General features: G+C 41.3%; 11 protein-coding genes and 7 pseudogenes. 2 read left to right on the top strand and 16 right to left on the bottom strand.

Annotated features, from left to right (window positions below):
• Nucleotides 1–294 precede the first annotated feature (294 nt).
• Nucleotides 295–768, top strand: a complete 474-nt coding sequence (locus HK413_RS17855) for an SUMF1/EgtB/PvdO family nonheme iron enzyme (RefSeq protein WP_246230226.1) — start codon at nt 295–297, stop codon at nt 766–768.
• Nucleotides 759–1742: an SUMF1/EgtB/PvdO family nonheme iron enzyme gene (locus HK413_RS17850; RefSeq protein WP_246230225.1), complete on the top strand. Its 984-nt coding sequence runs from the start codon at nt 759–761 to the stop codon at nt 1740–1742. The genes HK413_RS17855 and HK413_RS17850 overlap by 10 nt, the downstream gene beginning before the upstream one ends.
• Nucleotides 1743–1788: 46 nt before the next feature.
• On the opposite strand, the gene HK413_RS10010 is transcribed toward HK413_RS17850, so the two are convergent.
• From HK413_RS10010 to HK413_RS09945, 16 genes and pseudogenes are all read right to left on the bottom strand, one after another.
• Nucleotides 1789–2289, bottom strand: coding sequence for an acetyl-CoA carboxylase biotin carboxyl carrier protein subunit (locus HK413_RS10010; protein ID WP_175270079.1), 501 nt, complete (start codon nt 2287–2289; stop codon nt 1789–1791).
• A gap of 54 nt (nt 2290–2343) precedes the next feature.
• Nucleotides 2344–2876, bottom strand: a pseudogene (locus HK413_RS10005) (DUF4159 domain-containing protein).
• 75 nt (nt 2877–2951) lie between these two features.
• Nucleotides 2952–3125: a 16S rRNA (uracil(1498)-N(3))-methyltransferase gene (locus HK413_RS21185; protein WP_317169458.1), complete on the bottom strand. Its 174-nt coding sequence runs from the start codon at nt 3123–3125 to the stop codon at nt 2952–2954.
• A gap of 11 nt (nt 3126–3136) precedes the next feature.
• Nucleotides 3137–3382 (bottom strand): 16S rRNA (uracil(1498)-N(3))-methyltransferase, encoded by a 246-nt coding sequence (locus HK413_RS21180; protein WP_317169457.1) that lies wholly within the window; start codon nt 3380–3382, stop codon nt 3137–3139.
• Nucleotides 3348–3656 (bottom strand): RNA methyltransferase PUA domain-containing protein, encoded by a 309-nt coding sequence (locus tag HK413_RS21175; RefSeq protein ID WP_317169456.1) that lies wholly within the window; start codon nt 3654–3656, stop codon nt 3348–3350. The genes HK413_RS21180 and HK413_RS21175 overlap by 35 nt, the downstream gene beginning before the upstream one ends.
• A 94-nt stretch (nt 3657–3750) precedes the next feature.
• Nucleotides 3751–5090, bottom strand: a pseudogene (locus tag HK413_RS09995) (hemolysin family protein).
• Between the two features lie 7 nt (nt 5091–5097).
• Nucleotides 5098–5643 carry an inorganic diphosphatase gene (locus HK413_RS09990; RefSeq protein ID WP_175270078.1) on the bottom strand — a complete coding sequence of 182 codons (546 nt, stop codon included), beginning with the start codon at nt 5641–5643 and terminating at the stop codon, nt 5098–5100.
• 167 nt (nt 5644–5810) lie between these two features.
• The gene (locus tag HK413_RS21170) at nt 5811–6119 is read right to left on the bottom strand and encodes a DedA family protein (protein WP_317169455.1); all 309 of its coding nucleotides are present in this window, start codon (nt 6117–6119) and stop codon (nt 5811–5813) included.
• Nucleotides 6120–6517: 398 nt separating this feature from the next.
• A pseudogene (locus HK413_RS09980) lies at nt 6518–7893 on the bottom strand (NADH-quinone oxidoreductase subunit N).
• A 2-nt stretch (nt 7894–7895) separates the two neighbouring features.
• A pseudogene (locus HK413_RS09975) lies at nt 7896–9006 on the bottom strand (complex I subunit 4 family protein).
• A 349-nt stretch (nt 9007–9355) separates the two neighbouring features.
• Nucleotides 9356–11258, bottom strand: a pseudogene (nuoL, locus tag HK413_RS22225) (NADH-quinone oxidoreductase subunit L).
• 98 nt (nt 11259–11356) lie between these two features.
• Nucleotides 11357–11686 carry an NADH-quinone oxidoreductase subunit NuoK gene (gene nuoK / locus HK413_RS09965; RefSeq protein WP_175270077.1) on the bottom strand — a complete coding sequence of 110 codons (330 nt, stop codon included), beginning with the start codon at nt 11684–11686 and terminating at the stop codon, nt 11357–11359.
• Nucleotides 11686–12185: pseudogene (locus HK413_RS09960) on the bottom strand (NADH-quinone oxidoreductase subunit J family protein). Before HK413_RS09960 ends, nuoK begins: the two are co-directional and overlap by 1 nt.
• Before the next feature lie 61 nt (nt 12186–12246).
• Nucleotides 12247–12744 (bottom strand): NuoI/complex I 23 kDa subunit family protein, encoded by a 498-nt coding sequence (locus HK413_RS09955; protein WP_175270076.1) that lies wholly within the window; start codon nt 12742–12744, stop codon nt 12247–12249.
• 1 nt (nt 12745) lies between these two features.
• Nucleotides 12746–13781 (bottom strand): annotated as a pseudogene (gene nuoH / locus HK413_RS09950) (NADH-quinone oxidoreductase subunit NuoH).
• Complete coding sequence (locus HK413_RS09945; protein ID WP_394353161.1) at nt 13781–14779, bottom strand: 2Fe-2S iron-sulfur cluster-binding protein; 999 nt, start codon at nt 14777–14779, stop codon at nt 13781–13783. The pseudogene nuoH and the gene HK413_RS09945 overlap by 1 nt, the downstream one beginning before the upstream one ends.
• Between the last annotated feature and the right edge of the window lie 68 nt (nt 14780–14847).

Genomic DNA, 14847 nt, shown 5'->3' with positions numbered 1-14847 from the left:
AAATGCAACACAACTGCCTCTTTCTACGTTAAAAGCACCAAACGAATTAATTGTTTAATTAACGCTGAATTAAGTGTACTTTTTTATTTAAAAAAATTTATAAATTTACCCCTATATATAATATTGTAAAAATATGAAAATACTTTTTACTTATGCTTTAGTATTGGTGAGCATTGTAGCATCGTTAAGCGGTTGTAAAAAACCTCCGAGGTCGCAAAAAACAGGAATACCTTATAATGATAAAAATACGGCTACTCTAAGTTTGCTCAGACCCACCCTGCTCCGGGGCCTGGTTTGATAGCAATTGAGGGCGGTACTTTTGTATTAGGTGGCAGTGCTGATCAGGATATCAATTTTGAGTATAACAACGTACGCAAAAGAGTAACCATCCCGGCTTTCTATATGGATGAGACTGAAGTTTCTAATCAGGATTGGTTGGATTACCTTCACTGGATAAGCGCTACATTCCCTGCTGACCATGAATTGTATTATAATGCATTGCCCGATAGTTTGGTATGGCGCAGGCCGTTATCATATAATGAACCCTACGTAAATAACTATTTACGTCACCCTGCCTTCCGAGATTACCCGGTTGTTGGTATCAGCTGGGATCAGGTTCAGGATTATTGCCAATGGCGTACAGATCGTACCAACGAATATATTTTACAAGGAAAAGGGATGATCATTAACCCTCGTGCTGCTAAAAAGGGCGCGCCGGCTACTGCTGCAAATGCTCAAAAGTTCCGTTTAATACAGATATGTATTTAAATAACCAGTTTAGGGGTGTTGGTATTGACGGCAAAAAGATGAAGGCCGACCTTAACGGCAAACCGGCAGCCGGACAGAAAAGGGCTGTTAGACCAGCTATTGTTGAGGATGGTATTTTAAAACCGGCTTACCGTTTACCTACAGAAGCCGAATGGGAATATGCTGCCTTAGCCTTAGCAGGTAATACCCAATTTGAAAACATTACCGATGGTAAAATATACCCATGGAACGGTTTAGGCGTGCGTTCTGCTAAAAAAGCTACCCGTGGTTTAATAATGGCTAACTTTAAACGTGGTGCCGGTGATAATGCCGGTGTTGGCGGATATTTAAATGATAAGGCCATGATCACCGCGCCTGTAAGGCAATATGTACCAAATGATTTTGGTTTATATAACATGGCAGGCAACGTTAACGAATGGGTGCAGGATACCTATCGCCAGATGACGTTTGAGGATGTAGATGATTTTAACCCATTCCGTGGTAATGAATTTGCCGACAAGCGTTTGGCCGACCCTGCAACGGGTAAGTATGCAAAAGACAAATACGGCCGCCCAATAAAAGACCCGGCTAAAGCTGCTAAAAAAATGAGCTATGCCGAGCTTATTGCTTCGCAACAACAAGGTGCTGCCGCTGGTACGCAAGGTGCTGCCGGTGCTCCGGTTACTGCTGCTACTCCTACAAAAGATCCGTTGGCAGGCAAAGCCTATAATGCGGATGCAAGAGGTTTTGCTGATACGGTTAATACCAGCTTATATGGCACAACAACTTTGGTAAGTAACCACTCTAAAGTTTACAAAGGCGGTTCATGGAACGATTTGGCTTACTGGTTAAACCCTGCTACCCGCAGGTTTATGAACGAAGATGATGCCAGTGCCGAAGTTGGTTTCCGTTGCGCTATGGACCTTGTAGGTGCACCAGAGATACACCCGGGAGGCAAACCACACTTCAGCATTAAGAAAACTAAGTTAAAGTAATACATGCAGACATAAAAAAAAGCGGCCTGAATTCAGGCCGCTTTTTTTATGAAAATTGCAGTAATATTTGCCCCTTCTCCACCTTATCTCCCGGCTTTATTTTTATCGACTTTAAAACCGCATCAACCGGCGATTTAATGATGTTCTCCATTTTCATGGCTTCAAGGATGAATAAACTATCGCCCTTCTGTATGGTCGCTCCTTCTTCAACAAAAACTTTTAGTACCAGCCACGGCATTGGCGCCTTTAGCTCGCTTATTTTGGCACTGGCTAAGCCTGTTAATCCCATTTTCTCAAGCAGTATATCAAATTGGTCTTTTGCTGTAAGGCTGTAGATATTATTGTTTACCCTGATTTGTGCAGTCTTTAAAGCTTTATCGAAACTTACCACTTCTACGTTATACGATTGTAATTGCTCAATAACATGCCAGGTTAACGGGCTTAATTGTTTGATATCGGCTTTTACCTTGTTATCGTTGATCGCCAACCCATCGCCGGTTTTCTCAATAGCATAATCAAACTTATTGTTTACTTTTAGCTGGTACATATAATTATTGGGTTAGTGCGTATTGAACAAGGTTAGCACCCATTTTAAGCGCTTTTAAACGACTTTCCGGGTGTCGCCAGCATAGGTTCCATAATCCTCCCAGCCATTCCCCAGATCGCATTCAAATGTATAATAGCAAACCAGCCTGCCTTTATATATCAGCCCAAAACCTTGCGGACGTTTACCATCATGCTCATGTATTTTAGGCAGCCCGTTTGGGAATGGATATTTTTGATGATAAATAGGGTAATTAGTTGGCAGCTCTACAAAATCAAGTTCGGGGAAAACCTTTTTCATTTGCGGGCGGATAAACTTGTCCAGCCCATAATTATCATCGATATGCAAAAATCCGCCGCCCATTAAATATTTTCGCAGATTGCCGGCTTCTGGTCCGAAAAAATAACGTTACCATGCCCGGTTAAAAAAACAAACGGGTAATTAAACAATTGGGCGCTGCCCGGTTCAACAATATCATCCTCGGCCTGGAAATTGGTTTTCAGGTTTTCGTTACAAAATTTTATCAGGTTGGGTAAGGCCGTCCTGTCACCATACCAATCGCCGCCGCCGCTGTATTTAAGCTTGGCCATTTTATAGGTAGGCGCGTTAAAGCTGCTCAAAAAAGCAGGATCAGGGCACTGACTATATAAGCGGATATTTTCATTTTAACGATTTAAAAAATTCACCTCAAAGCAGGCTTCCAACGCGGCGGTTTCTGTACGTAGCCTGCTTTCACCTAAAGTTATGGCTTTATATCCATTATGCAAAGCGCTGTCAATTTCGGCTGGTGAAAAATCGCCCTCGGGGCCAATCAGTATTAAGTATTTCCCATGCCTGATAAGTTCTGCCTTTAGGCTTGCTTTTCACCATCCTCGCAATGGGCAATAAACTTTTGACCATCAAAAGACTGTGCTAAAAATTTACTAAAAGCAATAGGCTCATTTAATATAGGGTGATATGCTTTTAGCGATTGCTTTATAGCTGCGGTTATAATTTTGTTCAGGCGCTCGGTTTTAGCTTCCTTACGTTCAGATCGCTGGCATATTATTAATGATATTTCATCAATGCCTATCTCGGTAGCTTTTTCCGGAACCATTCCAAACGGTCGAGATTTTTGTTGGGGCGATAGCGATATGTAGATAATGATTGCGCTTACTGTATTCCGTTACAACATTGGTAATTTGCAGGATGGTTCTTTTAGGATGCGCATCTTTAATTTGGGCGGTATACAAGCCACCCTTGCCATCAATCAACTGTACTTCTGCGCCTACCTCTAACCGCAAAACACGTACAGCATGCTTGCTTTCCTCTTCGTTAAGAAAGTACTGGGGATGTGAAGGGGTAATATCAGGCGTATAAAAAAGATGCATTTTTAGAATCAAGAGTCGAGAATCAAGAATCAAGGCTGGAATTTTTTTGCTGATTGTGCAGTCTTGATTCCCGGCTCTTGCTTCTTACTTCTAATTAGTGTAAATCTACTGTATCCTCTTCGTTTATCAGCAATTCTAATTTAACCGATTCAATATTCTGATCAGATTTTTTCAATACGGTAATGTTGTACCCGTTTGCTTCTTTCTGCTCGCCAACATCAGGGATCTTACCAAAAATATCACCTAACCAACCGGATACGGTATCGAAATCACCATCTTCCGGCAGATCGTGCGGCAGGTGGCCGTTTACATCATATATCGGCGCCGGGGCGTTCACAATAAATTCACGGTCGTTAAGTGCTTCGACAATTGGCTTTTCCTCGTCGTACTCATCCCGGATCTCGCCTACCAATTCTTCAACAATATCCTCCAGCGTAACCATACCCGCCGTACCGCCAAACTCGTCGGACACGATAGCTATCTGGATGCGTTTTTGCTGCAGTTCGGCCATCAGGTCGTTTATCTTTTTAGTTTCGGGGATAAAATATGGCTTGCGGATAATATCCTTCAAAACAATCTCCTCGTTACGTGCCAGCAATGGTAAAATATCCTTGGCGTGTACAATACCAACTATCTTGTCAATAACCTCGTCATAAACCGGCAGGCGCGAATAGCCTTCAGTTATCAGAATCTCTAACAATTCTTCTTTAGATGTCTCAATCTCGATACCTGATATTTTAGTGCGCGGTACCATGATGTTTTTACCACGCGCTCGTTAAAATCAAATACGTTTTGGATCAGCTCGTGCTCGTTCGAGTCTAAAGCTCCCGTTTCTTTACCCTGCTCTAATAAATACTGTAATTCTTCTGAGCTATGGTGCGCTTCGCCGCCTTCTAAAGTAGCAATACCAAATAGTTTTAAAATAAAATTAGCAAACCCGTTTAATAGCCAGATCAACGGCCTGAAAACTACAAAGAAAAACCTAAGCGGAACAGAAACTGCAAGCGTGGTACGTACAGATTTTTGTATCGCTATTGATTTTGGGGCCAACTCGCCAAATACGATATGTAAAATAGTGATTGACGAGAAAGCCAGGATGTGGCTGGCCGTAATAAAGCCGAGGAGTAAGCGTTATGCCAAAAGCTAAAAAACAGCGTATAACCACATTGGTAACCACCTCTTCGCCCACCACACCTAAACCCAGTGACGCTATGGTAATACCCAATTGGGTAGCGGCTAAATACCCGTCTAAGTTATGCAGGATACCGCGTGCTACTTTGGCAACGGCACTGCCTGATTTGGCTTTAATTTCAATTTGCGAACCGCGAACTCTAACCATGGCAAACTCGGCGGCGACAAAAATCCGTTAAGCAAAACCAAAAATATGGTAGCGAGTATGTAGAAGGTACTTATTTCGTAATGTTCAGGGCCCATCAATTAATTATTGGTAAACGGGGAAAGTAGACTTATATAGCTCTATACTTTCGTTAATTACTTTCCGGGCATATTTCTTGCCAAGCATATGCTCGATGGTTACGTTTTTATCTTCAAGTATTTTATAGTCTTTAAAGAAACGTACGATCTCTTTCATGGCATGGGGCGGTAACTCCTGTAAATCGTTAATATAATTTACTGACGGATCATTCTTTGCTACCGCGATGATTTTATCGTCCTGTTCGCCATTATCAACCATATGCATTACACCCACTATCTTGGCTTCAATGATAGCCATCGGGAACACATCAATAGAACATAATACTAATATATCCAGCGGATCTTTATCATCACAATAAGTTTGCGGTATAAAGCCATAGTTAGCAGGATACATTACTGATGAAAACAGTACCCTGTCCAGCTTTAATAAGCCCGACTCTTTATCAATTTCATATTTAGCCTTTGATCCTTTAGGGATTTCTATTACAGCGTTTACAAATTCAGGGATGTTATCGCCCGGCGAAACCTGGTGCCATGGATGTTGTGTACTCATTTATCTATTATATATTTAATTTTCGCTTTTCACCATTCGCTTTTTTAAGAAAGCAAAAACCAGCGGAATTGTTGTAATTATTATTAATCCTATTACTACGTATTCAAGGTAATCTTTTAATTGCGGATATCGCCTGCCTAAAAAGTACCCGGATAAAATAAAACTATTTACCCGGTAATACTACCTACTAAATTGTAAATGGTAAATTTCTTAAAATCTACTTTTACTACGCCTGCAAAGATAGGGGCAAAAGTTCTTATTATTGGGAAAAATCTGCCTAAAACTAATGCCATACCGCCATGTTTTGCATAAAACTCTTCGGCTATTATAACATAACGCTTTTTAAAGAACAACGAATCGTTTTTATTGAATAACATTGGCCCCGTTCGGTAACCAAACCAATAGCCTGTATAGTTGCCCAAAACACCCGCTAATATTACCGACAATATTAACGTGCTCAATGATACATCTATCATCCCGGATGAACATAACAAACCGGCCATGAATAATAAATAATCACCGGGCAAAAAGAAACCGAAAAAAGACCTGTTTCAGCAAAAACTACAATAAGCAGGAAATAAAACCCTCCCTTACTTAAAATGGATTGAGCGTCCGTTAAATTTTGCAGGTGTTCCCAAAAATTTTCCATTCACTATATTTGTAAAACTACAAATATTAAATTAAAAATTTGCGGAGATTTTGATGGCGTATTAAATAAGACCGCTTAGTTGCCTCACCCCAACCCCTCTCCAAAGGAGAGGGGTTTAAACGGCTGATAGATTCAGCGCATTTTATGCCCTTATATTTTAAGATCATTAAATTAAAGTTATCGCTTTGCATCGAAGCCCTCTCCTTTGGAGAGGGTTGGGTGAGGCTAAATAAGACCGCTTACCAATTGCGGATAAACACCAATTACTATGGTTGCCAATGCCGCAAAGCCCAATACAAAAATATAATACGGTGGTACCGCTATCTGCTCACGCTCGGCACTGCGGAAGTACATGGCTACAATAACCCTGAAGTAATAGAAGATGCTTATAATTGCGTTTATAACAGCTATTACCAGTAACACAATATGATATTGAGACATCACCATGTTAAAGGCAAAAAACTTACCTATAAAACCTGCGGTAAGCGGTATACCGGCTAATGATAACATAGCTATTGTTAAGACAAATGCCAGAACGGGTTTTTCTTACCCAACCCGTTAAAGCTGTCAAAACTATCTCCGTTAGTTTCCTGTTGGATCAGTATTAGTGCGCCGAAGGCAATAATAGATGCAATAGAATAAGCAGTAGCATAAACCAATATGGTATTTGCCGAGTTTGCACCCAATGCTACAATAGCGAATAATAAATATCCGGCGTGCGAGATACTTGAATAAGCCAGCATCCGCTTAAAGCTTTGCTGATATAGTGCGGTGATATTCCCTAAGAATAAAGTTATAACCGCGATAGCAATTATCCCCGGCTGCCAGATGTTTGTTATTAATGGGAAGCAGGTTGCAAACAAGCGCAAAAATGCGGCAAAGCTGGCTGTTTTTGCAACTGTTGACATGAACGCGGTTATTAATGATGGTGAACCTTCGTAAACATCAGGTGTCCAGAAATGGAACGGTGCCACACCTACTTTAAAGCATAAACCTACGATCACCAATATTACCCCGGTACAAAGCAGTGGGGAAATTGCCTGATGCGTTATTACATAGTTTTGAATATTCTCCAGACCAAATGAACCGCTTGCGCCATATATTAAAGTGAAACCAAACAGTAAGAAGCCGGTTGAAAATGCGCCCATGAGGAAGTATTTCAGTGCTGCTTCATTTGATGCAAAATCGTTCTTTTTAATACCTGCCAATATGTATAAGCTTACCGACATGATCTCGATACCGATAAACAGCATGGTTAAGTTATAGTAAGACACCATTACAATTATCCCCGCCAGTGAGAATAAAATGATAGCGTAATACTCGGCTACGTGATTGCTTATCTTTTCAAAATAGCCTTTGGAAAGTAGAAGTATTAATATAGTTGACAGGATAGCAACCGATGAAAAAGCGATAGAGAAGTTATTGAATAACATCATACCATGATAGATAGGCACGGCACCATTGTTCCATTGCGCTACTGCTAAGCCCAATGCAACAAGCAACCCAATAATAGTTACCGGCAGCAACGCTTTTTGCATTTTATATAAACCTAAATACAAAAGCACAATAGGTAAAACAGATATGACAATTAAAGTATTCATGATTAAAACTTACCTGATATTTTTACAGTGTGTATTAAATTATCTACCGCTGCTGCTGATAGGTGCAGTATAGGCTGCGGATAAACGCCTAAACCAATTATTAATATGCAGATAATAACAAGTACTATTTTCTCTGACCCATGGATATCTGCAAACGTAGCGGTTAACTGGTTGGTTGTACCCTGCATTACATTTTTGTACATACGCAGCATATACACTGCTCCAAAAATGATAGTTAAGCCTGCTACGGCAGCAAACCAGATATTAAATTGATATACACCGTTCAATAATAAAAACTCGCCTATAAAACCATTGGTTAACGGCAGGGCCACTGTACCCAGCACAATAATTAAAAACTTAACTGCAAACTGTGGCGCAACTTTAGCAATACCGCCTAACTGGCCAATATCGCGCGTGCCTAAACGGGTGCTGATGATATCCCAGATAAAGAACATACCCACTACGTTTATACCATGGCTAACCATTTGTATCATGGCGCCTTGCACTCCACGGGTATTCCGGCAAATATACCGGCTGCAATTAAGCCAACGTGCGCTATTGATGAGTAAGCAACCAAACGCTTACCATCGGTTTGTTTAAAGGCGATAATTGATGCGTAAACCACGCCTATTACCGCTAACACCATTATTAATGTTTGCCAGGTTATAAAACCTATCGGCGCAATAGGGATCATCCAACGGATAACACCGTAAATACCCATTTTAAGCATGATACCTGATAACATCATGGTACCTGCTGATGGCGCTTCGGTATAAGTATCGGGCTGCCGGTATGGAACGGGAACAACGGCATCTTGATAGCAAATGCCAGAAAGAATGCCCAGAATACAAGTCCCCGGTGATCTTTAGTTATTGCAGTACTTGCGTAAAATTCATGCAGATCATAAGTTTGGCCTGCCGACTGGAAGTACATATAAATAATAGCCAGCAACATAAACAGCGAGCCTGCAAATGTGTAAATGAAGAATTTGATGGTGATACGGATCCTGTTTTCGCCGCCCCAAAGCGAGCAGATGAAATAGATAGGTATCAATGCTGCTTCCCAGCCTACGTAAAATAAGAAACCATCCAATGCAGTAAATACAACCAGCATGCCGGCCTGCATAAACAATATTAATGCGTAAAATACATTGGCATTTTTATATTGATGCTTGTAGGTAGTTAAAATTATCAACGGGACAAGTACGGTAGTTAATAATACCATAACCATGCTGATACCATCAATACCGGCATTAAAGTAAGCGCCTATTTGCGGTATCCGAGGGAGCTTCAACTTCAAATTGTGTGGTAGCATCAGGTACAAACTTTGCCAGAATACACCTGCAATTGCCAGCTCAATAACAGAGAAAAATAATGCCGCGTGTTTAGCTGTTTCATTCTTAAACAGAAGAACAGCAAGCGCCGCAAGTACCGGCAAAAATATTAATATACTAACCGTCATTTTATATTGTAAACAATTTTAAACTATATAGTAAAATGGCAACAATGCCAGCAACCATCATAAATATGTAGAACCCTACGTTACCGGTTTGCAGTAAACGTAAGCCTTTGCCCGATTCAACAGCGCTTTTGCCTATGCCGTTAACCAAACCATCAATACCTAAACGGTCGACAACGTTATAGAAGAACACAGACAATGCATCCAGCGGTTTACGGATCAGGAAATCATATATCTCATCGATATAAAATTTATTGTAAGATAAGTTAGCCAGTAAACCACGTTCTTGTGTATCCTCAACCGGAACGTGCGCACCTTTAACATATTTTACATAAGCGTATACCATAGCTATTAATGCCCCAAGTACTGATGTACCCATCAAGATCCATTCGGTGTTGTGGCTTAATTCGTGTTCGCCTAATATCTTGTGCGATTCTTCAAATACGGGTGCCAAATAAGCGCCTAATTCATGATGTCCGCCCATTACCGCAGGTACGCCTATCATACCACCGATGGCAGATAATATAGCCAGTACGATCAATGGAATAGTCATGCTTGGCGGCGACTCATGTAAATGATGCTCCTGCTCGTGCGTCCCGCGGAATTTGCCCCAAAAAGTAAGGTACATCATCCGGAACATATAGAATGACGTCAGCATGGCCGTAATAACACCTATCACGTAAAACACAGTACTGTGTGCATAAGCTGCTGCTAATATTTCGTCTTTTGAGAAGAACCCAGAGAATGGCGGGATACCTGCGATAGCAATAGTACCAACCAGCATGGTTACAAAAGTAATTTTGATCTTACCGCTTAAGCCACCCATTTTGCGCATATCCTGCTCGCCGCTCATGGCGTGGATAACAGAACCCGCACCCGGGAATAATAAGGCCTTAAAAAAGCGTGGGTTAATACGTGGAAGAAAGATCCGGTAAAGGCACCAACGCCTAAACCCAAAAACATATAGCCTAATTGTGATACAGTTGAGTATGCCAGTACTTTCTTAATGTCAGTTTGTGTTAAGGCTATCAATGCCGCGAAAGCTGCGGTTAATAATCCTATGATCGCAATAACCTCCATAGTTTGCGGAGCCATTGTGAAAAGGATGTTGGAGCGGGCTATCATATAAATACCAGCTGTAACCATCGTAGCCGCGTGGATCAACGCTGATACCGGGGTTGGGCCGGCCATCGCATCGGGCAACCAGGGTAAATAATGGCAATTGTGCCGATTTACCTACCGCGCCAACAAACAATAACAGCGTTATCAATACAAAAGGTGCACCCGGGGTGGTTAAAGCTTTGCCAAAAACATCAGCGTAAGCTATACTACCGAAGGTGTTAAATATTAAAAAGATACCGATAAGGAAACCTAAGTCGCCAATACGGTTCATAACAAATGCTTTCTTGGCGGCATCGGCATAACTTGGGTTGGTATACCAGAAACCTATCAACAGATAAGAGCATAATCCCACACCTTCCCAGCCAATAAACATGATCAGGTAGTTTGATCCCATCACCAGTAAAAGCATAAAGAAAACAAACAGGTTAAGGTAAGCGAAAAACTTACCAAAGCCGTCATCATCATGCATATAGCCTACCGAATACAGGTGAATTAAAAACCCACCCCGGTAATTATCAGCAACATAATTGAGCTTAGCTGATCGACCAAAAATGAGAAATTAACCTGTAACGAACCTACAGTAAACCAGTTAAACACATCAACATTAATAGCTTGTCCGGTTGATTTTACCGGAAAAAAGCAGCTATACTTAAGCCAAATGATAGTAAAACCAGCAAGCTGCCAATAAAGCCAATAACGCCTTTTGATAGTGTATTGCGGCCAAGGCCGTTAATAACGAAACCGGCTAACGGTAATAAAGGAATAAGCCAGATGTATTTCTCCATTTTATTAAGTCGTACGTTTAACGTTGTACGTAGTACGTTTTTTCTTTTGTTTAACTATATATCAAATCCGAAATCGAAAATCCGATTCCGAAATCAATCTACCATTTCAATCTGTTCAGCACGTTAATGTCTATCGAGTTTGTGTTGCGATAGATCATTACAATTATAGCCGTGCCAATTGCTACTTCGGCAGCAGCCGGGGCCATTATAAAAAATACAAATACCTGCCCGCTCGGGTCGTTTGAATAAACAGAGAAAGCTGTTAATAACAGGTTCACCGCATTTAGCATCAGCTCAACCGACATAAATATTACGATAGCGTTACGGCGAACTAATACCCCAATTACGCCTATCGAAAATATGACCGCGCTTAATATAATATAGTGGTTAAGCGGTACAAGGTGCATTGCGTTTGTTAAATTCTGCATTATACTGTAGTTTTTGGGTCTTTAGTAGCCAATAATACAGCACCAACCATTGCTGATAAAAGCAATACAGATGATACCTCAAAAGGCAATAAATACTCGTTAAACAATGTCTTTCCTAAATTTTTTACCGTGCCCGGTTTGGATCCTTAAGTACAACCGGGTCTGAAATCCCTAAAGCACGTATGGAGGCTATAATAGTCACCAAAAAACAACCGCCGCCAATTACGGCTGCAATTTTTACCAGGTTTGATTTGGGTTGCTCGCTTTCCTTGTTAAGGTTCATCAGCATCAGCGTATACAGGAACAACACCAGTATCGCTCCCATATAAACTATAAAGTTTACAATAGCTAAAAACTGTGCGTTTAATAAAATGTAGTGTATGGTAAACGTAAAGAACGTTAAGATCAGGTAAAGTATGCTATGCACCGGATTTTTGGCAGTGATCACCAAAATAGCGAAGAATACGGATAAAAACGCGATGAAGTAAAATGTATTCATTTGTTATCTATTACAAAATACCCTACCCTTAATATTAAGATGGGCAAAGGTATAAAACTTCTTATTGATTTAACGGAGCCTCTACTAATTTGTCTTTGCCGTAAATAAAATCCTTCCTTAAATAGTCAGACGGTACTATATCGCCATCTAAATAGATAGCTTCTTTAGGGCACGCTTCTTCGCAAAGGCCGCAAAAAATGCAACGCAGCATGTTTATCTCATAAACAGCAGCATATTTTTCTTCACGGTATAAATTCTCTTCACCCGGCTGGCGCTCTGCAGCTATCATGGTTATGGCTTCAGCAGGACATGATAATGCGCACAAGCCGCAAGCGGTGCACCGTTCTTTACCATTCTCATCGCGCTTAAGCGAGTGCATTCCACGGAAATTTTCGGAAAACTCACGTTTTTCTTCCGGGTAAGCAATAGTTACCGGCTTTTTAAAAAAGTGGCTTATTGTAATTCCCAGTCCTTTTACTATTGCAGGCAGATAAGAGCGCTCTAAAAAATTAAGCGGCTTGTTATCAACTTGTTTTCTTTTATTACTTAACGGCTCCATCTTATCTGTTTATTAAAGTAATAACAATACCGGTTACAACTATGTTAGCTATTGCCAACGGGATTAAAGTTTTCCAACCCAGATCCATTAACTGGTCATAACGGAAACGCGGGATAGTCCAACGTACCCACATGAAGAAGAATATGAATAAAAATATCTTGGCGAACATTAAAACAACGCCCAATATTACGGCCGCGTTTGCACCGGCATGCGCTGCCATCCAATCCATAAACGGATAATTATATGCGCCCCAATAAAGCGTAACCATCACCGCCGATGATATGAACATGTTAATGTATTCGGCAAACAGGTAGAAACCTAATTTCATTGACGAGTACTCGGTATGATAACCACCAACCAACTCCGTTTCGCACTCGGGCAAGTCAAACGGCGAACGGTTAGTTTCGGCAAAAGCGCAAACCGGGAACAGTATAAAGCCAAATGGCTGATATATTACGTTCCAGTGCCAACCGTGTTGTTGCTCGGCAATTTCGCGCAGACTTAAAGTACCTGTTACCAATAATAAGGCTATGATGGATAATCCCATCGAAATTTCATAGCTGATATTTTGCGAAGCCGCGCGGATAGCGCCCAATAAAGAGTATTTATTGTTTGATGCCCAACCGCCTATCATTATACCATAAACGCCTAACGATACTACACCGAAGATATAAAGGATCCCAACGTTAATATCGGCAACTTGCAAATCAATAACATGCGAGCCTATAACCAGTTGCTGTCCCCACGGAATAACGGCGGAGCCTATACAAGCTGTCATGATAGCCAGTGACGGGCCTACAATAAACAGGAAGCTGCTGGCATTGGTAGGGATGATCTCTTCTTTCAAAAACATTTTGCCACCATCTGCAAGTGGTTGTAAAATACCCCACGGGCCGGCACGGTTAGGGCCAACACGGTCCTGCAAAAATGCCGCTATTTTACGCTCGGCATAGGTAGAATACATTGCTATCACCAGGGCTTATCGCAAAAATGATAACAACTAATATAAATTTAACTATGATGTCTGCTAATTCCATTATAAGCGTGTTTCGCGTTCAAATTGTTCTTTATTAGCCTCTTGCAATACAGGGTTGGGTTTAACAACCGGCAACGGTTTCAATGTTTCGTAATGATTTGAGCTGATAACTGATTTATGCGATACTTTGCGCGGGCCTTCTATTACCCAATCGGCCGTTTTCTTTTTATCAAAGCGGCAGGTATTGCAAATAAAATCTTCAACCTCGCCATAAACATCCTTACGTGCGGTAACTCGTAAAACGTCTTCGCCTTTGTACCAAAGGGTTACTTTACCATTACATTTTTCGTGATCGCAATCGCGGTGAGCCTCAACCGGCTTGGTAAACCAAACACGGTTTTTAAAGCGGAAGGTCTTATCAGTTAACGCGCCTACCGGGCAAACATCAATAACGTTACCAGAGAAATCATTATCAACAGCTGCGTGGATATAAGTTGAGATCTCAGAGTGGTCTCCCCTGTTCATGATACCGTGGATACGGTGATCTGTTATCTGGTCGGCAACATACACGCAACGGTAGCAAAGGATGCAACGCGTCATGTGCAGCTGGATCTTATCGCCAATATCAATACGGTTAAATGTACGGCGGTCAAACTCATAACGGGTTTTAACCACACCATGCTCAAAACTTAAGTCTTGCAGGTGGCATTCGCCGGCCTGGTCGCATACCGGGCAATCCAACGGGTGATTGATCAATAACATTTCCACCACACCTTTACGTGCCTCAATAACTTCGGGCGAGGTAATGTTTTGCACTTCCATACCGTCCATTACGTTGGTACGGCATGACGCTACCAGCTTAGGCATAGGACGCGGATCTTTTTCAGACCCTTTGCTCACCTTTACCAAACAAGTACGGCATTTACCACCGCTACCGGCCAGTTTAGAATAGTAGCACATAGCAGGCGGCACAATATCACCACCTATAATCCTCGCGGCGTTTAGGATGGATGTTCCGTCTGGTACCTCTACTGATATTCCGTCTATCGTTACTTTCATTGACATTTTATATTAGTCAAGTTTTCTTATTTATTCCTTTTTGTCATGTTAAGCGTAAGCAAAACATC

The sequence above is a fragment of the Mucilaginibacter humi genome (assembly GCF_013087555.1).
Note: the sequence above shows the minus strand (reverse complement) of the source record. Positions and strands in the feature narration are given on the sequence as shown.

What these genes read in the sequence shown, in the direction of transcription:
- HK413_RS09990 (WP_175270078.1), bottom strand. Translation starts at nt 5,643, where the DNA reads ATGAGTACACAACATCCATGGCACCAGGTTTCGCCGGGCGATAACATC.
- HK413_RS21180 (WP_317169457.1), bottom strand. Translation starts at nt 3,382, where the DNA reads ATGGTTCCGGAAAAAGCTACCGAGATAGGCATTGATGAAATATCATTA.
- HK413_RS21175 (WP_317169456.1), bottom strand. Translation starts at nt 3,656, where the DNA reads ATGCATCTTTTTTATACGCCTGATATTACCCCTTCACATCCCCAGTAC.
- HK413_RS09955 (WP_175270076.1), bottom strand. Translation starts at nt 12,744, where the DNA reads ATGGAGCCGTTAAGTAATAAAAGAAAACAAGTTGATAACAAGCCGCTT.
- HK413_RS10010 (WP_175270079.1), bottom strand. Translation starts at nt 2,289, where the DNA reads ATGTACCAGCTAAAAGTAAACAATAAGTTTGATTATGCTATTGAGAAA.
- nuoK (WP_175270077.1), bottom strand. Translation starts at nt 11,686, where the DNA reads ATGCAGAATTTAACAAACGCAATGCACCTTGTACCGCTTAACCACTAT.
- HK413_RS17850 (WP_246230225.1), top strand. Translation starts at nt 759, where the DNA reads ATGTATTTAAATAACCAGTTTAGGGGTGTTGGTATTGACGGCAAAAAG.
- HK413_RS21170 (WP_317169455.1), bottom strand. Translation starts at nt 6,119, where the DNA reads ATGATAGATGTATCATTGAGCACGTTAATATTGTCGGTAATATTAGCG.
- HK413_RS09945 (WP_394353161.1), bottom strand. Translation starts at nt 14,779, where the DNA reads ATGAAAGTAACGATAGACGGAATATCAGTAGAGGTACCAGACGGAACA.